General features: G+C 67.7%; 14 protein-coding genes and 1 tRNA gene. 11 read left to right on the top strand and 4 right to left on the bottom strand.

Going from position 1 to position 18,430, the window contains the following annotated elements:
- Positions 1-13: 13 nt before the first annotated feature.
- Positions 14-2,725 (bottom strand): DNA polymerase I, encoded by a 2,712-nt coding sequence (gene polA / locus AC07F3_RS28110; RefSeq protein ID WP_479117214.1) that lies wholly within the window; start codon positions 2,723-2,725, stop codon positions 14-16.
- Between the two features lie 134 nt (positions 2,726-2,859).
- Between polA and AC07F3_RS28105 the strand changes: the two genes are divergently transcribed.
- From AC07F3_RS28105 to AC07F3_RS28070, 8 genes are all read left to right on the top strand, one after another.
- A complete protein-coding gene (locus AC07F3_RS28105) occupies positions 2,860-5,154 on the top strand; it encodes an FdhF/YdeP family oxidoreductase (RefSeq protein ID WP_479117213.1) in 2,295 nt (764 codons plus the stop codon).
- A gap of 86 nt (positions 5,155-5,240) precedes the next feature.
- Positions 5,241-5,708 carry a PaaI family thioesterase gene (locus AC07F3_RS28100; protein ID WP_479117212.1) on the top strand — a complete coding sequence of 156 codons (468 nt, stop codon included), beginning with the start codon at positions 5,241-5,243 and terminating at the stop codon, positions 5,706-5,708.
- 114 nt (positions 5,709-5,822) lie between these two features.
- Entirely contained in the window at positions 5,823-6,275 is a 453-nt protein-coding gene (locus AC07F3_RS28095) for a hypothetical protein (protein ID WP_479117211.1), read from the top strand.
- A gap of 411 nt (positions 6,276-6,686) precedes the next feature.
- On the top strand, positions 6,687-7,901 hold the full coding sequence (locus AC07F3_RS28090) for a branched-chain amino acid ABC transporter substrate-binding protein (RefSeq protein ID WP_479117377.1): 1,215 nt from the start codon (positions 6,687-6,689) through the stop codon (positions 7,899-7,901).
- Positions 7,902-7,999: 98 nt separating this feature from the next.
- Complete coding sequence (locus AC07F3_RS28085; RefSeq protein ID WP_479117210.1) at positions 8,000-8,929, top strand: branched-chain amino acid ABC transporter permease; 930 nt, start codon at positions 8,000-8,002, stop codon at positions 8,927-8,929.
- Positions 8,930-8,934: 5 nt separating this feature from the next.
- Positions 8,935-10,728, top strand: coding sequence for a branched-chain amino acid ABC transporter permease (locus AC07F3_RS28080; protein WP_479117209.1), 1,794 nt, complete (start codon positions 8,935-8,937; stop codon positions 10,726-10,728).
- Positions 10,729-10,733: 5 nt separating this feature from the next.
- A complete protein-coding gene (locus AC07F3_RS28075; RefSeq protein WP_479117376.1) occupies positions 10,734-11,594 on the top strand; it encodes an ABC transporter ATP-binding protein in 861 nt (286 codons plus the stop codon).
- Positions 11,591-12,307 carry an ABC transporter ATP-binding protein gene (locus AC07F3_RS28070; protein ID WP_189961203.1) on the top strand — a complete coding sequence of 239 codons (717 nt, stop codon included), beginning with the start codon at positions 11,591-11,593 and terminating at the stop codon, positions 12,305-12,307. Before AC07F3_RS28075 ends, AC07F3_RS28070 begins: the two co-directional genes overlap by 4 nt.
- A 72-nt stretch (positions 12,308-12,379) precedes the next feature.
- On the opposite strand, the gene AC07F3_RS28065 is transcribed toward AC07F3_RS28070, so the two are convergent.
- On the bottom strand, positions 12,380-13,036 hold the full coding sequence (locus tag AC07F3_RS28065) for an ANTAR domain-containing response regulator (protein ID WP_479117208.1): 657 nt from the start codon (positions 13,034-13,036) through the stop codon (positions 12,380-12,382).
- A gap of 98 nt (positions 13,037-13,134) precedes the next feature.
- On the opposite strand from AC07F3_RS28065, the gene AC07F3_RS28060 reads away from it, so the two are divergent.
- Positions 13,135-13,207: transfer RNA gene (locus AC07F3_RS28060), tRNA-Leu, on the top strand.
- 110 nt (positions 13,208-13,317) lie between these two features.
- Positions 13,318-14,103, top strand: a complete 786-nt coding sequence (locus AC07F3_RS28055; RefSeq protein ID WP_479117207.1) for a helix-turn-helix domain-containing protein — start codon at positions 13,318-13,320, stop codon at positions 14,101-14,103.
- A 52-nt stretch (positions 14,104-14,155) separates the two neighbouring features.
- On the opposite strand, the gene pyk is transcribed toward AC07F3_RS28055, so the two are convergent.
- Positions 14,156-15,592 (bottom strand): pyruvate kinase, encoded by a 1,437-nt coding sequence (pyk, locus tag AC07F3_RS28050; protein WP_479117206.1) that lies wholly within the window; start codon positions 15,590-15,592, stop codon positions 14,156-14,158.
- 154 nt (positions 15,593-15,746) lie between these two features.
- Positions 15,747-16,442, bottom strand: coding sequence for an SIMPL domain-containing protein (locus tag AC07F3_RS28045; RefSeq protein ID WP_479117205.1), 696 nt, complete (start codon positions 16,440-16,442; stop codon positions 15,747-15,749).
- A 159-nt stretch (positions 16,443-16,601) separates the two neighbouring features.
- Here AC07F3_RS28045 and AC07F3_RS28040 point away from each other — a divergent pair, with 159 nt between their 5' ends.
- A complete protein-coding gene (locus AC07F3_RS28040; protein ID WP_479117204.1) occupies positions 16,602-18,422 on the top strand; it encodes a bifunctional metallophosphatase/5'-nucleotidase in 1,821 nt (606 codons plus the stop codon).
- The last annotated feature ends 8 nt before the right edge of the window (positions 18,423-18,430 follow it).

The raw sequence follows: 18,430 nt of genomic DNA, 5'->3' as shown, positions 1-18,430 counted from the left end.
GGGGGGGGACGGGCTAGTGCGCCGCCGACTCCCAGTCCTGGCCCGCGCCCACCGAGACGTCCAGCGGGGCACGCAGCTGCACCGCGCCCGCCATCTCGCGGCGCACGAGCGTCTCCACCCGCTCGCGCTCGCCCGGCGCTACCTCCAGGACGATTTCGTCGTGCACCTGGAGCAGGAGGCGCGAGGCCAGGCCCGCCTCCGTCAGGGCGCGGTCCACGTTGAGCATCGCGACCTTGACGATGTCCGCCGCCGTGCCCTGGATCGGGGCGTTGAGCGCCATCCGTTCGGCCATCTCGCGGCGCTGGCGGTTGTCGCTGTTGAGGTCGGGCAGGTAGCGCCGGCGCCCCAGCATGGTCTCCGTGTAGCCCGTGGCACGGGCTTCCTCGACCGCGCGCTGGAGGTAGTCCCGCACCCCGCCGAAGCGCTCGAAGAACGTGTCCATCAGGCCGCGCGCCTCGCCCGCCTCGATGTTCAGCTGCTGCGAGAGCCCGAAGGCGGACAGGCCGTACGCCAGGCCGTACGACATCGCCTTGATCTTGCGCCGCATCTCCGGGTCGACCTTCGACTTGTCGACGCCGAAGACCTGGGAGGCGACCGTGGTGTGCAGGTCCTCGCCGGAGGTGAACGCCTCGATGAGGCCCTCGTCCTCGGACAGGTGGGCCATCACGCGCAGTTCGATCTGGCTGTAGTCCGCCGTGAGCAGCGACTCGTAGCCCTCACCGACCACGAAGCCCCGCCGGATGGCGCGGCCCTCATCGGTCCGCACCGGGATGTTCTGCAGGTTGGGGTCGGTCGAGGACAGGCGGCCGGTCGCCGCGACGGTCTGGTTGAACGTGGTGTGGATGCGGCCGTCCGCCGCGATCGTCTTGATCAGGCCCTCGACCGTGACCCGCAGCTTCGCCTGCTCGCGGTGGCGCAGCATGATGACCGGCAGCTCGTGCTCGGTCTGCGCGGCCAGCCACGCCAGCGCGTCCGCGTCCGTGGTGTAGCCCGTCTTCGTCTTCTTCGTCTTGGGCAGGGCCAGCTCGCCGAAGAGGACTTCCTGGAGCTGCTTGGGCGAGCCCAGGTTGAACTCGTGCCCCACCGAGGCGTGCGCCTCCTTCACAGCTTGCTGCACGGCGCCCGCGAACTGCTGCTCCATGGCCTCCAGATGGGCCCGGTCGGCCGCGATGCCGTAGCGCTCCATGCGGGCGAGCAGGAGGGAGGTGGGCAGCTCCACGTCGTGCAGCAGCTCGGCCGCGCCGACCTCCTTCAACCGCTCCGTGAACGCGCCGCCCAGGTCGAGGACGGCCCGCGCCTGCGTCATCAGGGCGTCCGCCTCGGCCTCGTCGTCGGCGCCGAAGGCGAGCTGCCCGTCGGCGGCGCCCGCCGGGGCCAGCTCCCGGCCCAGGTACTCGACCGACAGCGCGTCCAGCGCGAAGGAGCGGCGGCCCGGCTTGACCAGGTAGGCGGCGAGCGCGGTGTCCATGGCGACCCCGGCGATGCTCCAGCCGTGCTCGGGGAAGACCCGCATCGCGGCCTTGGCGTTGTGCATGACCTTCGGCCGGGACGGATCCGCGATCCAGGCGGCGAAGGCCCGCTCGTCGGCCTCGTCGATCAGCGCCGGGTCGAACCAGCCGGCCGCCCCGTCCGCCGCGGCCAGCGCGATCTCGGTGACGCTGCCCGAGCCCAGCGCCCACGTGTCGACGGTGGCCACGCCCAGCGGCTGCGCGCCGTGCTCGGCGAGCCACGGGGCGAGCTCGCCCGCGCCGAGCACCGCGCCGTCGACCTCCACCCCGGCGGCCGGCGCCGGAGCCTCGGCCTCGCCCGCACCCGGGTCGACGGCCAGCAGCCGCTCGCGCAACGACGGGTTGCGGATCTCCAGGACGTCCAGCACGCCCGTCACCGCCGAGCGGTCGTAGGCGGCCCGCTCCAGCTCCGCCGGGCCCTTGGGAAGCTCGACGTCCTTGACCATCTCGGTGAGGCGGCGGTTCAGCTTCACCGCCTCCAGATGGTCGCGGAGGTTCTGCCCGGCCTTGCCCTTGACCTCGTCGGCGCGCTCGACGAGCTCCGCGAACGAACCGAACTGGTTGATCCACTTCGCGGCCGTCTTCTCGCCGACCCCGGGGATGCCCGGCAGGTTGTCCGACGGGTCGCCGCGCAGCGCCGCGAAGTCCGGGTACTGCTGCGGGGTCAGGCCGTACTTCTCCTCGACCTTCTCCGGTGTGAAGCGGGTCAGCTCGGACACGCCCTTCGTCGGGTACAGGACCGTGACGTGCTCGGAGACCAGCTGGAAGGAGTCCCGGTCGCCCGTGACGATCAGGACCTCGAAGCCGGCCGCCTCGGCCTGGGTGGCCAGCGTCGCGATGACGTCGTCGGCCTCGAAGCCGTCCGTCGCGAACCGGTCGACGTGCATCGCGTCGAGCAGCTCGCCGATCAGCTCGACCTGGCCCTTGAACTCGTCCGGGGTCTTGGAGCGGTTCGCCTTGTAGTCCGGGAACTCCGTGGAGCGCCACGTCTTGCGGGACACGTCGAACGCCACCGCGAAGTGCGTGGGCGCCTCGTCACGCAGCGTGTTCGCCAGCATGGACATGAAGCCGTACACCGCGTTGGTCGGCTGGCCCGTCGCGGTCGTGAAATTCTCCGCGGGCAGCGCGAAGAACGCCCGGTACGCCAGGGAGTGCCCGTCCATGAGGAGCAGGCGCGGTCGGTTGTCCGGGGACTTCTTCGATGCTGTCTCAGCCATGCCCACGATCCTGCCACGCCCCACTGACAATCCCGGCCAGTCCCCGGCCGGAGCCTGGACCGCACGGCTGTCGGTACGGCGTGACAGGATCGAAGGCGTACGCATCTCGTGTTCGCTCGAAGGGGAGCAGCGCCATGGCCAGCAAGCCGCCCGCAGGTGATCCGGTCCAGGACGCGCCGCAGGTCGCCGCGCCCAAGCACGCCGCCGCCGGCCTCCCCGCCATCGGCCACACCCTGCTCATGGCCCAGCAGCAGATGGGCCTGCGGCGCACCGCGCAGACCCTGCTGAAGGTCAACCAGAAGGACGGCTTCGACTGCCCCGGCTGCGCCTGGCCGGAGGGCGACAAGCGGCACACGGCGGAGTTCTGCGAGAACGGCGCGAAGGCCGTCGCCGAGGAGGCCACGCTGCGCCGGGTCACCCCCGACTTCTTCGCCGCGCACCCGCTGGCCGACCTCGCCACCCGCAGCGGGTACTGGCTGGGCCAGCAGGGCCGCATCACCCAGCCGATGTACCTGCCCGAGGGCGCCGAGCGGTACGAGGCGGTCACCTGGGAGCGCGCCTTCGAGATCATCGCGGAGGAGCTCAACGCGCTCGCCTCGCCCGACGAGGCCCTCTTCTACACCTCGGGGCGCACCAGCAACGAGGCGGCGTTCCTGCTCCAGCTCTTCGCCCGCGAGTTCGGCACCAACAACCTGCCCGACTGCTCCAACATGTGCCACGAGTCGTCCGGTTCGGCCCTGACGGAGACCCTCGGCGTCGGCAAGGGCAGCGTGTCCCTGGAGGACCTGCACCAGGCCGACCTGATCGTGGTGGCCGGGCAGAACCCGGGCACCAACCACCCCCGGATGCTGTCCGCCCTGGAGAAGGCGAAGGCCGCCGGAGCGAAGATCATCTCGGTGAATCCGCTGCCCGAGGCGGGCCTGGAGAAGTTCAAGAACCCGCAGACCCCGCAGGGCATGATCAAGGGCGCCGCCCTGACCGACCTGTTCCTGCAGATCCGCATCGGCGGCGACCAGGCCCTCTTCCGCCTCCTCAACAAGCTGATCCTGGAGACCGAGGGCGCCGTCGACGAGCTGTTCGTCCGCGAACACACCCACGGATTCGAGGAGTTCAAGGCCGCGGCCCTGGAGGCGGACTGGGAGCGCACCCTGGCCGCGACCGGCCTGAGCCGCACCGAGATCGAGCAGGCCCTGTCGCTGGTGCTCGCCTCCCGGCGCACCATCGTGTGCTGGGCGATGGGCCTGACCCAGCACAAGCACGCCGTGCCCACCATCCGCGAGGTCGTCAACTTCCTGCTGCTGCGCGGCAACATCGGCCGCCCCGGCGCCGGCGTCTGCCCGGTGCGCGGCCACTCCAACGTGCAGGGCGACCGCACCATGGGCATCTTCGAGCGGCCCGCGCCCGCCTTCCTCGACGCCCTGGAGAAGGAGTTCGGCTTCGCCCCGCCCCGCCACCACGGCTACGACGTCGTGCGGTCCATCGAGGCGCTGCGCGACGGCAGGGCCAAGGTGTTCTTCGCGATGGGCGGCAACTTCGTGGGCGCCACCCCCGACACCGAGGTCACCGAGGCCGCCATGCGCCGGGCCTCGCTCACCGTGCACGTCTCCACCAAGCTCAACCGCTCACACGCGGTGACCGGCCGGCGCGCCCTGATCCTGCCCACCCTGGGCCGCACCGACAAGGACGTGCAGAAGAGCGGCCGCCAGTTCGTGACCGTCGAGGACTCCATGGGCATGGTGCACGCCTCCCGCGGCAACCTCACCCCCGCCGGCCCCCACCTGCTGTCCGAGCCGGCCATCGTGGCCCGCATGGCCCGGGCGACCCTCGGCGCCAGGTCCGCGGTCGACTGGGCCGGATTCGAGCACGACTACGCCGCCATCCGCGACCGCATCGCCCGCGTCGTGCCCGGCTTCGAGGACTTCAACGCCAAGGTCGCCCGCCCCGGCGGCTTCCAGCTGGCGCACGCCCCGCGCGACGAGCGCCGCTTCCCCACCGCCACCGGGAAGGCCAACTTCACGGCCGCCCCCGTCGAGTTCCCCGAACTGCCCGCGGGCCGGCTGCTGCTCCAGACCCTGCGCTCGCACGACCAGTACAACACCACCATCTACGGCCTCGACGACCGCTACCGCGGCATCAAGGGCGGCCGCCGCATCGTCCTGGTCAACCCGGACGACGCGCGCGAACTCGGCCTGGCCGACGGCTCGTACACGGATCTGGTCAGCGAGTGGAAGGACGGCGTGGAGCGCCGCGCACCCGGCTTCCGCGTCGTGCACTACCCGACGGCGCGCGGCTGCGCGGCCGCCTACTACCCCGAGACCAACGTCCTGGTGCCGCTGGGCGCGACGGCCGACGTCAGCAACACCCCGGCCAGCAAGTCGGTCGTGGTGCGCTTCGAGCCGACGAGCCCGCAGGACGGGGTGCGGGAATGAGAGCTGGATCCTAAGCGTTCGCTCAGGCATCTGGTATGACGGTGCGGACACAGCACAGTGACCGCAGATGAACGGAGCCGGAGCCCATGGGCGAACAGAGCAGCGTGAAGTTCCCGCAGGAAGTCGTCGACGAGTACGCGGCCCTCGGCGTCGACCTGCCCGCGATGTTCTCCGCCGGACACCTGGGCGACCGCATGGGCGTGCAGATCGTGGAGGCCTCGGCGGACCGGGTCGTGGGCACCATGCCCGTCGAAGGCAACACCCAGCCCTACGGCCTGTTGCACGGCGGCGCCTCCGCGGTCCTCGCCGAGACGCTCGGCTCGGTCGGCTCGATGCTGCACGGCGGCAGCACCAAGATCGCCGTCGGCGTCGACCTGAACTGCACCCACCACCGCGGGGTGCGCAGCGGCCTGGTCACCGGCGTCGCCACCCCCGTGCACCGCGGGCGCTCCACAGCGACGTACGAGATCGTCATCACCGACGAACACGACAAGCGGGTCTGCACGGCCCGGCTGACCTGCCTGCTGCGCGACGCCGAGGGCCTCAACGGCTGACCCGCCAGAACCCTCCCGCGGTGCCCCGCGGACGGGTCAAGTCCGTTTCCCGGCCGGTGAGTTGACAACTCACCGGCCATTGTCAGGTGCGGGCCCGCGCCCTAACGTCGAGTCATGAGGCTCCCAGGACGACCGCGGGTTCCCCTCGCCCTGGCGGGCGCGCTCGCCGCGGCGTCGCTGCTCGGCGGCTGCACCTCCGGACACTCCGAACCCGCGGGCACCGCCACCCTCAGCGCCTCGGCCGCCAACTCGCCCTCGCCCGGGGCCACTTCACCCGAGCAGCTCTGCGTCCACCTGATCACGTACTGGGCGCGGCAGGAGCTCGACGCGGGGCAGGGCTCCGGCCTGGACTACCAGGAGAAGGGCCTGTCCGACGGGCAGAACGAGATCCTCCTGGCGGCGCTGAGCGCGGCCCGCACCGAACGCGCGGCCCACGGCGCGGCCGCCGGCGACCGGGTCATCGACCAGCGGGCACAGCGCGGTTGCGCCGAGCGCTACCGCAACGGGCCCCCGACGACCGACCCTTGGGCCCAGACGAAGCAGCCCACCCCGTCCGGATCGGCATAACGCTGCGTAATCGGCACCGGAGGCGGCGAGGGCGAATTCCGGCCACCCCTTTGCACCCTCCCGGCCACTGCCCGACTTCCGGACACACCAGGGCCTGTCAGCACCATGATCCCCTCAAGCCCCTTAGCGGAACTGGGCGTTCTCATCATGCGAGAAATCACCCTGCACCGAAATGTACAAATTGTCCGCCCTGCACCACCAAGGTTTGGCCTTGGCATAACAAGAAAGTCACATCCTGTCCCGGCCGCTCCCCACCCCCCTCAGCTGCGCTTAGAGTCACGGCCAGTCACCGCGCCGCCGGGTGCGACTGCTGCACGACACCTACCCCCCAGTACGCCCCGGCGACCGACACGGCACCTCGTACACGAGGAGGCCGCGCCAGGGAAAGGACCCATCGTGCGACACCGTTCCTTGCTCATCCTCACCACAGTGCTCACCACAGGCGCACTCACACTCACCGCCTGCGGTTCGCGCGACAAAGGCGGCGACACCAGCAGCGGCAAGAAGCAGACCGTCGTCATAGGCGTCGACGCACCCCTCACGGGTGACCTGTCCGCCCTCGGCCTGGGCATCAAGAACTCCGCCGACCTCGCCGCCCAGACGGCGAACAAGCAGAACCTCGTCCCCGGCGTCGAGTTCAAGACCCAGCCCCTCGACGACCAGGCCCAGCCGTCCGTCGGCCAGCAGAACGCCACCAAGTTCATCGGCGACAAGACCGTCGTCGGCGTCGTCGGCCCCCTGAACTCCAGCGTCTCGCAGTCCATGCAAAAGCCGCTCAACGACGCCGGCCTCACCCAGATCTCCCCCGCCAACACCGGCACCGAACTGACCCAGGGCGACGGCTGGAAGACCGGAAACAAGGTCCGCCCCTACAAGACCTTCTTCCGCACCGCCACCACCGACCAGGTCCAGGGCGCCTTCGCCGCCAAGTACCTGTTCAACAACGCCAAGCTCGACTCGGTCTACCTCATCGACGACCAGAAGACCTACGGCGCCGGCCTCGCCGCGTCCTTCAAGGACACCTTCACCAAGCTCGGCGGCAAGATCGTCGGAAGCGACCACATCAACCCCGACGACCGCGACTTCAACGCCATCGTCGCCAAGGTCAAGAACACCGGCGCCAAGGCCCTCTACTACGGCGGCGAATACCCCGCCGCCGGCCCCCTCAGCCAGCAGCTCAAGGACAGCGGCACCAACATCCCGCTCATGGGCGGCGACGGCATCTACAGCGCCGACTTCATCAAGCTCAACAAGAAGGCCAGCGGCGACCTCGCCACCTCCGTCGGCAAGCCCGTCGAACAACTCGACTCCGCCAAGAGCTTCATCGCCAACTACAAGGCAGCCGGCTACAAGGACGCCTACGAGGCCTACGGGGGCGGCACCTACGACGCCACCTGGGCCATCATCGAAGCCGTCAAGGACGTCGTCGCCGCCAACAACGGCAAGGTCCCCAGCGGCGACCTCCGCGCCAAGGTCCTCGACGCCGTCGGCAAGGTCAAGTTCGACGGCGTCACCGGCCCCGTCTCCTTCGACCAGTACGGCGACACCACCAACACCATGATGACCGCCTACAAGGTCACCGACGGCGCCTGGAAGCCCGAGCTCAGCGAGGCCTACAAGCCGTAACCCGGCGAATCCCGCCCCAGCACTGAAAAGGACCGCGCGGGAGCGCCACCAGCGCTCCCGCGCGGCGCCATATCCGATCACTTCACGGAGGCCCCGCGGTGCACGAACTGCCGCAACAGCTGGCCAATGGACTCATCCTCGGCGCGATGTACGGACTGATCGCGATCGGCTACACGATGGTCTACGGCATTGTCCAGCTCATCAACTTCGCCCACGGCGAGATATTCATGGTCGGGGGCTTCGGGGCTCTCACCGTCTTCCTCGCACTCCCCACCGGCTTCTCCCTCCTCGCCGCCATACCCCTCATGATCATCGGCGGAGTCATCGTCTCCGTCCTCGTCGCCACCGCAGCCGAACGCTTCGCCTACCGGCCCCTGCGCGGCGCACCCCGACTCGCCCCCCTCATCACCGCGATCGGCCTCTCCCTCGCCCTCCAGCAAGCCGTATGGAAGTGGTACCCCGACGCCAAGAAGGACCGCTCCTTCCCCCAGTTCGACGGCACCCCCTTCCACATCCTCGGCGCCAACATCCAACGCGGCGACCTCTTCATCCTCATCGCCGCCCCCGTCTGCATGATCGCCCTCGGGTTCTACGTCACCAAGACCCGCACCGGCCGCGGCATGCAAGCCACCGCCCAAGACCCCGACACCGCCAAACTCATGGGCATCAACACCGACCGCATCATCGTCATGGCCTTCGCCATCGGCGCCGCGTTCGCCGCCGTCGCCGCCGTCGGCTACGGCCTCCACAACGGCCAAGTCGGCTTCCGCATGGGCTTCATCATGGGCCTCAAAGCCTTCACCGCAGCCGTCCTCGGCGGCATCGGCAACATCTACGGCGCCATGCTCGGCGGCATCGTCCTCGGCCTCGCCGAATCCCTCGCCGTCGGCTACATCGGCAACATCCCCAGCATGGAACTCTTCGGCGGCGGCGCCTGGAAGGACGTATGGGCCTTCGTCCTCCTCATCGTCGTCCTCCTCGTGCGACCCCAAGGCCTCCTCGGCGAACGCGTCGCGGACAGGGCGTGATCACCATGACCACCAACACCACCCACCGCGACAGCGGCACCCCGCTCATCCCGCTGCCCACCAGCCTCGCCCGGCACACCGTCACCGCCGGCGCCGCCATCGCCCTCATCGGCACCTTCATGGCCTGGACCTGGACCAGCGACTTCCCCGGCGACCTCACCGTCGACGGCTACCCCGGCGGCCTCCAACTCCTCACCCTCACCGGCGCGCTGCTCACCCTCCTCTTCGCCCTATCCGCATACGGCGTCAAGGGACTGCGCTGGCTCACCCCCGCCGCCACCAACGCACCCCTGCGCCTCCTCGCCCTCGCCACCCTCGGCACCACCGGCTACACCCTCGGCGCCATCTCCAGCGAACTCGGCGGCATCGTCAACCTCGAACCCGGCGCCTACATCTCCGGCACCGGCGCCCTCATCGCCACCATCGCCGCCTTCGCCCTCCCCGGCGACACCCCCGGCACCGACACCACCGGCGAAAACCCCTGGCAACGACTCCGCCACACCCTCGCCGCCCCCAGCCCCCGCCCCGCCCGGCCCATCCCCGACTGGGCCGGCATCCTCATCATCGTCGCCGCCTTCGCCATCGGCCTCTACGTCTTCGCCTACGGCATCGACACCGAATACACCGAACTGTTCATCGGCTTCCTCATCACCGCCGCGTTCACGTTCGCCGCGATCACCCAGGCAGGCCTCCTCGCCCGCCTCTCCGCACTCACCGCACAACACCGCACCGTCACCCTCAGCGCCGCCTTCGTCGCCGCCATCTGCTTCCCCTTCACCCAAAACAGCGACGAATACGCCCTCATCGGCGCCAACATCCTCATCTTCGCCACCGTCGCCCTCGGCCTCAACGTCGTCGTCGGCCTCGCCGGACTCCTCGACCTCGGCTACGTCGCCTTCCTCGGCGTCGGCGCCTACGCCGCAGCCCTCGTCTCCGGCGCAAGCCAATCCAGCCTCGGCGTCCACTTCCCGTTCTGGGCCGCCATCCTCGTCGGCGCCGGCGCATCCCTCATCTTCGGCGTCCTCATCGGCGCCCCCACCCTGCGCCTACGCGGCGACTACCTCGCCATCGTCACCCTCGGCTTCGGCGAAATCTTCCGCATCACCATGAACAACCTCAACGGGAACAGCGGACCCAACGTCACCAACGGCTCCCGCGGCATCCCCGCCATCCCCGACATCACCATCTTCGGATACGACCTCGGCATCAGCCACGACATCGCCGGCTTCACCCTCGGCAAACCCGGCAACTACTACCTCCTGATGCTCCTCGTCACCCTCGTCGTCGTCACCGTCTTCCGCCGCAGCGCCGACAGCCGCATCGGCCGCGCCTGGGTCGCCATCCGCGAAGACGAAACCGCCGCCACCGCCATGGGCATCAACGGCTTCCGCGTCAAACTCATCGCCTTCGCACTCGGCGCCACCCTCGCCGGACTCGCCGGAACCGTCCAAGGCCACCTCACCAGCACCGTCACCCCCGAGCAGTACCAATTCGCCGGCTCCGTACCCCCCAACTCCGCCTTCCTCCTCGCCGCCGTCATCCTCGGCGGCATGGGAACCATGAGCGGACCCCTCATCGGCGCCTCACTGCTCTACCTCATCCCGGCCAAACTCCAATTCATGCAGGACTACCAGCTCCTCCTCTTCGGAGTCGCCCTCATCGTCCTCATGCGCCTGCGCCCCGAAGGCATCGTCGCCGACCGCAGGAAAAAGCTCGAATTCCACGAAACCGGCCAACTCGACGTACCCGACACCACCCTCACCGACACACCCGTCGGCGTCACCAAGGCGGGGGCGTGACCAGCATGACCACCACGACCGACACCGTCCTCCACGCCAGCGGCGTCACCATGCGATTCGGCGGCCTCACCGCCGTCCGCAACGTCGACCTCACCGTCAACAGCGGCGAAATCATCGGCCTCATCGGACCCAACGGCGCAGGCAAAACCACCTTCTTCAACTGCCTCACCGGCCTCTACGTCCCCACCGAAGGCAAAGTCACCTACAAAGGCACCACCCTCCCCCCCAAACCCCACCTCGTCACCCAAGCCGGCGTCGCCCGCACCTTCCAGAACATCCGCCTCTTCCCCAACATGACCGTCCTGGAAAACGTCCTCGTCGGCCGCCACACCCGCACCAAAGAAGGCCTCTGGTCCGCACTCCTGCGCCTCCCCGGATTCAAAAAAGCCGAAGACGCATCCCGCGAACGAGCCATGGAACTCCTCGAATTCACCGGCCTCGCCGCAAAAGCCGACCACCTCTCACGCAACCTCCCCTACGGCGAACAACGCAAACTCGAAATCGCCCGCGCCCTCGCCAGCGAACCCGGACTCCTCCTCCTCGACGAGCCCACCGCCGGCATGAACCCCCAAGAAACCCGCGCCGCCGAAGAACTCATCTTCGCCATCCGCGACCAAGGCATCGCCGTCCTCGTCATCGAGCACGACATGCGCTTCATCATGAACCTCTGCGACCGCGTCTCCGTCCTCGTCCAAGGCGAAAAACTCGTCGAAGGCACCCCCGACATCGTCCAAGCCGACGAACGCGTCATCGCCGCCTACCTCGGCACCCCCTTCGAAGGCGCCCCCGGAGACGAAGAACTCGCCGAAGTAGAAGCCGCCGAAACGGCGCAGAGCACCACCAGCACCGAAGGAGACACCCCGTGACCGCACTCCTCGAAGTCGAGGACCTCCGGGTCGCCTACGGCAAAATCGAAGCCGTCAAAGGCATCTCCTTCAGCGTCGAAGCAGGACAAGTCGTCACCCTCATCGGCACCAACGGCGCCGGAAAAACCACCACCCTGCGCACCCTCTCCGGCCTCCTTGAACCCCTCGCCGGACAAATCAAATTCGACGGCAAACCCCTCAAAAACGTCCCCGCACACAAAATCGTCGCCCTCGGAATGGCCCACTCCCCCGAAGGCCGCCACATCTTCCCCCGCATGACCATCGAGGACAACCTCCGCCTCGGCGCCTACCTCCGCGACGACAAAGCCGGCATCGAAAAAGACATCCAACGCGCCTACGACCTCTTCCCCATCCTCGGGGAACGCCGCAAACAAGCCGCAGGCACCCTCTCCGGCGGCGAACAACAAATGCTCGCCATGGGCCGCGCCCTCATGTCCCAGCCGAAACTGCTGATGCTGGACGAACCCTCCATGGGCCTCTCGCCGATCATGATGCAGAAAATCATGGCCACCATCAGCGAACTCAAAGCCCAAGGAACCACCATCCTCCTCGTCGAACAGAACGCCCAAGCCGCGCTCTCCCTCGCCGACCAAGGACACGTCATGGAAATCGGCAAAATCGTCCTCTCCGGAACAGGACAAGACCTCCTCCACGACGAATCCGTCCGCAAGGCCTACCTCGGCGAAGACTGAGTACTGGGTCCACACGAAAGTGGCCCGCACCCGGAATCCCGGATGCGGGCCACTCTGCTCCGTGCGCCAGGACTACTGCCCCTTCGCCGCCTTCTTCTCCTCGGCGTCCTCAATAACCGCCTCGGCCACCTGCTGCATCGACATCCGCCGATCCATCGACGTCTTCTGAATCCACCGGAACGCCGCCGGCTCCGACAACCCGTACTGCGTCTGAAGAACCGACTTCGCCCGATCCACCAACTTCCGCGTCTCCAAACGCTGCGAAAGGTCCGCGACCTCCTGCTCCAGCGCCTTCAACTCCGTGAACCGCGACACCGCCATCTCGATCGCCGGCACCACATCACTCTTCGAGAACGGCTTCACGAGATACGCCATAGCACCGGCGTCCCGCGCCCGCTCCACCAGATCCCGCTGCGAGAACGCGGTCAACATCAGCACCGGGGCGATCGACTCCTTCGCGATCAGCTCCGCCGCGGAGATCCCGTCCAAGACCGGCATCTTCACATCCAGGATCACCAGGTCCGGCTGGTGCTCCCGGGCGAGCTCGACGGCCCTCTGCCCGTCACCGGCCTCGCCCACGACCGCGTAGCCCTCTTCTTCGAGCATCTCTTTGAGGTCGAGCCGGATGAGGGCCTCGTCCTCGGCGATGACGACGCGGGTCGTCAACGGGGGGACGTGCGTCGCATCGTCGTCGTCTGCGATGGGCTGGGGCGACTCGGGGGCGGTCACGGGGGCTCCTTGGTTAAGGCAGGTGCTGCTACCTGAGCCTACCTAGCTCCTGTATGTTTGAGATACGAGGGGTCTCCGGTATCCTTCGTTTCGAAGGGGCCCCGGTAGCCCAGCGGTAGAGGCCATGGATTCAAAACCCATCCAGCGTCGGTTCGAATCCGACTCGGGGCACTTCTCCTTCGAATTCAAGGTTCAACAGGTGGTTGGGGATCTTCACTCGACCCGGTGAACGTGTGGTCGAATCGCCGCCATAGGGCACGGGCGTTGCAAATCTCGCAACCATGTACGACATCGCACAGCGCAGACACGCCCTGACGCTCCTGGCCCAAGGCCGCAGCTTGAACTCCGTCAGCAAGCAGACCGGGATATCCCGCTCGGCGATCCGGTCCTGGCAGATCCGTATCGAACCGCTCCCCCGCTTGCTCGCAAGCGCCAACCCTTGCCCCAGATGCCGCCCCGTGTCGGGCGCACCCGAGGACACAGCCGCGTATGCGTACCTGCTCGGCCTCTACCTCGGCGACGGCTGCATCAGCGCACATCCGCGCGGGGTCGGTCATTACTTGCGCATCGCGTGCGCCGACGCGTGGCCCGGCCTGATGGAGCTGTGCCGGGATGCGATCAAGGCGGTCCGGCCGGAGAGCGGCGTGTACGACCTGCAGAGACAGGGGTACGTGTCCGTGACCAGTTACGACCGGCATTGGCCCTGCCTGTTCCCTCAGCACGGCCCCGGAAAGAAGCACGAGCGACGCATCACGCTCGAACCCTGGCAGCAGGCCATCGTCGGCGCACACCCCTGGGAGTTCATTCGCGGCCTCATCCACTCCGACGGCTCGCGGATCACCAACTGGACCGAGAAGCTCATCGGCGGCGAGCGGAAGCGCTACGAGTACGTCCGGTACTTCTTCACCAACACGTCAACCGACATTTTGGGCCTCTTCACCGATGCCCTCGACCGCGTCGGTGTGGACTGGCGTTCCGCGCGCCGGGGCGGGCGCGCCCAGAACATCTCGGTCGCCCGCAAGGCATCCGTCGCCCTCATGGACCAGCACATAGGCCCCAAGTACTGAAGGGACGGCGGGGCCCCCTGCGTGGGGTGGGGCAAGGGGCCGTGGTCCAGGGTTACTTGGGGCTGTCGTCCTCGCCGATGTGGTGGACGCGGACGAGGTTCGTGGAGCCGGGGACCCCCGGTGGGGAGCCCGCCGTGATGACGACCACGTCGCCCTTCTGGCAGCGGCCGACCTTCAGCAGCATTTCGTCGACCTGGGCCACCATTTCGTCGGTGGATTCGACGTGGGGGCCGAGGAAGGTCTCGACGCCCCAGGTGAGGTTGAGCTGGGAGCGGGTTGCGGGTACGGGGGTGAAGGCCAGCAGGGGGATCGGGGAGCGGTAGCGGGACAGCCGCTTGACCGTGTCGCCGGATTGGGTGAAGGCGACGAGGAATTTGGCGCCGAGGAAGTCGCCCATTTCGGCGGCGGCTCGGGCGACGGCGCCGCCTTGGGTGCGGGGTTTGTTGCGTTCGGTCAGGGGTGGGAGGCCTTTGGCGAGGACGTCTTCCTCGGCTGCTTCGACGATGCGGCTCATCGTTTTGACGGTTTCGATGGGGTGTTTGCCGATGCTGGTTTCGCCGGAGAGCATGACGGCGTCGGTGCCGTCGATGATGGCGTTGGCGACGTCGCTGGCTTCGGCCCTGGTGGGGCGGGAGTTGTCGATCATCGAGTCGAGCATTTGGGTGGCGACGATGACGGGTTTGGCGTTGCGTTTGGCGAGTTTGATGGCTCGTTTTTGAACGATGGGGACTTGTTCGAGGGGCATTTCGACGCCGAGGTCGCCGCGGGCGATCATGATGCCGTCGAAGGCGGCGACGATGTCGTCGATGTTGTCGACGGCTTGGGGTTTTTCGATTTTGGCGATGACGGGGAGGTGGCGGCCTTCTTCGTTCATGATGCGGTGGACGTCTTGGATGTCGCGTCCGGTGCGGACGAAGGAGAGGGCGATGATGTCGGCGCCGGTGCGCAGGGCCCAGCGGAGGTCGTCCTGGTCCTTGTCGGAGAGGGCGGGGACGGAGACGGCGACTCCGGGGAGGTTGAGGCCTTTGTGGTCGGAGACCATGCCGCCTTCGACGACGAGGGTGTGGACGTGGGGTCCGTCGATGCGGGTGACTTGGAGGGCGACTTTGCCGTCGTCGACGAGGATGCGTTCGCCGGTGGTGACGTCGGCGGCGAGGCCGGGGTAGGTGGTGCCGCAGCGGTGGCGGTCGCCTGGGGTGTGGGGTTCGGTGGTGATGGTGAATTCGTCGCCGCGTTCAAGGAGTACGGGGCCTTCGGTGAAGTGTCCGAGGCGGATCTTCGGGCCTTGAAGGTCGGCGAGGATGCCGACGTTGTGGCCGGTTTCGTCGGCGGCTTTGCGGACGTGGCGGTAGCGCTCTTCGTGTTCGGTGTAGGTGCCGTGGCTGAGGTTGAGGCGGGCGACGTCCATTCCGGCTTCGACCAGGGTTTTGATCTGGTCGTATGTGGTGGTGGCTGGTCCTAGGGTGCAGACGATTTTGGCTCGGCGCATGGTTCGAGCCTAGGGCTTACCGGTGGGTAGGGATTTGGGTGTGGGTTACTGCTCAACGTCCTTTGCGTGAAGGGTGGTTGACAAGGGTTGAATTGTGCGCGGGGGCGCTCCGATGAGCATTTCGGGGCGCCCGGCGTGTGGGGGTGGTGGGGGGTTACAGGGTGGGTGGGTGCATGGTGAAGCGGGCGTTGACGCGGGCGTGGACGGTTTGGCGTTGGGGTTGGAGGTCGAGGGTGGGGGTGGGTTCGGGGGTGCCGGGGGTGGCGGTGCGGAAGGCCAGGCCGGCGCCGGTGGGGTGTCCGTAGGCGGGGGTGGGTTGGTCGGCGCCGGGGTCGGAGAGTTCGAGGAGGGCGGCGAGGGTGGTGCCGAGGGCGTGGGCGTATTCGTGGGCGCGTGTGACGGCTTGGTGGACGGCTTGGCGGCGTACTTCGCTGTGGGCGGGTGAGGTGGGGCGCAGGCTCCACCAGGGGCCGTCGATGCGGGTGTGTTCGAGGTCGGCGAGGCGGGTGGTGAGTTCGCCGAGGGTGGTGAAGTCGTTGAGTTCGGTGGTGATGTGGACGGTGCCGTGGTGGGTGCGGATGCGTTCGGTGCGGCCGTGTTTGGTGAGTTCGGGGGTGAGGGTGAGGGCGCTGGTTTCGAGTTTTTCGATGGTGTCGCCGTAGCTTTTGATGAGGTCGAGGGTGTGGTTGTTGCGGCGGGTGAGGTCGTCGAGGGTGGTGTGGCGGTCGGGGCCTCGGCTGGTGAGGGTGATGGTGATGCGGGCGATTTCGGGGTCGACGTCGAGGTGGGCTTCGCCGGTGACGGCGAGGCGGGGTTGGTCGGGGGTTCCGTAGGGCTGGGTGTGGGTCATGGCTTCACTGTGGCATTGGGTTGTGTCAGGTGCTGGTCATCAGATCGAAACCTGCGGGGGGTGTTGCGGGTGGTTGGTTGTGCGCCAGAATCCGTGCGTCTACGCGCGTTGCCGTCTGGTGCAACTTCTACGCGCGTCACACGACTTCAGGGAGAGACCATGCCGCTGAACCGCAGGACGTTCCTGGGCACTACGGCCGCCGCGGGGGCCGGTGTCGCCGTCGCCGGGGGTACGGCGCTGCCCGCCGAGGCCGAGACCCGGGACATGGGTGGGGAGCACGGGCACGGACGTCCGCCGAAGCGGTACGCGTTCTCTGTGATGGGTACGACGGATCTGCACGGCCACGTCTTCAACTGGGACTACTTCACGGACAAGGAGTACGACGACGCGGCGCACAACGACGTGGGTCTGGCGAAGATCTCGACGTTGGTGGATCAGGTCCGCAAGGAGAAGGGCCGTCACAACACGCTGTTGATCGACGCGGGTGACATCATCCAGGGCACGCAGTTGTCGTACTACTACGCGCGGGTGGAGCCGATCACGGGTTCGGGGGGCAAGCGGGGTCCCAAGCATCCGATGGCGCTGGCGATGAACCACATGCGGTATGACGCGGCGGCGCTGGGCAATCACGAGTTCAATTACGGGATTCCGACGCTGCGGGCGTTCCAGGAGCAGTTGGACTTCCCGCTGCTGGGTGCGAACGCGCTGGACGCGAAGACGTTGAAGCCGGCGTTTCCTCCGTACACGGTGCGCCGGTTGCGGGTGCCGCACGGTCCGGATGTGAAGGTGGGGATCCTGGGGTTGACGAATCCGGGGATCGCGATCTGGGACAAGGCGAACGTGCAGGGGAAGATGACGTTCCCGGGTCTGGTGGAGCAGGCGAAGATCTATGTGCCGAAGTTGCGGGCGCTGGGTTGTGACGTGGTGATCTGTACGGATCATTCGGGGCTCGACGGGAGTACGTCGTACGGGGACGCGTTGCCGTATCCGGAGAACGCGTCGTCGTTGGTGGCGGAGCAGGTGCCGGGTATCGACGCGATTCTGGTGGGTCACACCCACAAGGAGGTGGCGTCGCGGACGGTGGTGAACAAGGAGACCGGCAAGCCGGTGGTGCTGTCGGAGCCGTACATGTGGGGGATGCGGCTGAGTGTCTTCGATTTCGCGCTGGAGTTCTCGAAGGGCCGCTGGCATGTGACGTCGGTGACGGCGAGTGTGCGCAACGCGAACGCGGTGGCGGAGGATCCGGTGGTGTCGCGTCTGGTGAAGGCGGAGCACGCCAAGGTCGTGGCGTATGTGAACCAGGTGGTGGGCACGAACAAGGCGGAGATGCGGTCGACCGAGGCGCCGTTCAAGGATGTGCCGATCATTGACTTGATCAATCACATTCAGGCGGAGACGGTGAAGAGTGCGCTCGCTTCGACGGCGTACGCGTCGTTGCCGGTGCTGTCGCAGGCTGCCTGTTTCTCGCGCTCGGCGGTGATACCGGCGGGGAAGGTGACGATCAGGGACGTGGCGGGTCTGTATGTGTACGAGAACACGCTGGAGGCGCGTCTTCTGACGGGTGCGCAGGTGAAGGCGTACCTGGAGTTCTCGGCGAACTACTACGTGCAGACGACGGGTGCGGTGGACCCGGCGAAGATCACCAACGCGAACAACACGCCGGATTACAACTACGACGTGGTGAGGGGTGTCTCGTACGAGGTGGACATCGCGAAGCCGGCGGGTTCGCGGGTGTCGAAGGTGATGTTCGGCGGGAAGCCGCTGGACGATGCGGCGCAGTTCGTGCTGGCGGTGAACAACTACCGGGCCAATGGGGGCGGCAACTTCCCGGGGGTGGCGACGGCCAAGCAGCTGTGGGCGAACTCCGACGAGATCCGTAACACGATGATCGCGTGGGTGAAGGCGAAGGGTGTCATCGATCCGGCGGAGTTCGCTTCGGTGGACTGGAAGCTGACGCAGAACGGTGTGCCCGTGTTCTGAGTCGTTCC

This window comes from Streptomyces sp. NPDC045846 (genome assembly GCF_056431605.1).
This window is presented reverse-complemented; position numbering and strand designations above follow the sequence as displayed.

Excerpts from the sequence above, each read along its gene's own strand:
- polA (WP_479117214.1), bottom strand. The coding sequence starts at position 2,725 with ATGGCTGAGACAGCATCGAAGAAGTCCCCGGACAACCGACCGCGCCTG.
- AC07F3_RS28105 (WP_479117213.1), top strand. The coding sequence starts at position 2,860 with ATGGCCAGCAAGCCGCCCGCAGGTGATCCGGTCCAGGACGCGCCGCAG.
- AC07F3_RS28100 (WP_479117212.1), top strand. The coding sequence starts at position 5,241 with ATGGGCGAACAGAGCAGCGTGAAGTTCCCGCAGGAAGTCGTCGACGAG.
- AC07F3_RS28095 (WP_479117211.1), top strand. The coding sequence starts at position 5,823 with ATGAGGCTCCCAGGACGACCGCGGGTTCCCCTCGCCCTGGCGGGCGCG.
- AC07F3_RS28080 (WP_479117209.1), top strand. The coding sequence starts at position 8,935 with ATGACCACCAACACCACCCACCGCGACAGCGGCACCCCGCTCATCCCG.
- AC07F3_RS28075 (WP_479117376.1), top strand. The coding sequence starts at position 10,734 with ATGACCACCACGACCGACACCGTCCTCCACGCCAGCGGCGTCACCATG.
- AC07F3_RS28055 (WP_479117207.1), top strand. The coding sequence starts at position 13,318 with ATGTACGACATCGCACAGCGCAGACACGCCCTGACGCTCCTGGCCCAA.
- pyk (WP_479117206.1), bottom strand. The coding sequence starts at position 15,592 with ATGCGCCGAGCCAAAATCGTCTGCACCCTAGGACCAGCCACCACCACA.
- AC07F3_RS28045 (WP_479117205.1), bottom strand. The coding sequence starts at position 16,442 with ATGACCCACACCCAGCCCTACGGAACCCCCGACCAACCCCGCCTCGCC.
- AC07F3_RS28040 (WP_479117204.1), top strand. The coding sequence starts at position 16,602 with ATGCCGCTGAACCGCAGGACGTTCCTGGGCACTACGGCCGCCGCGGGG.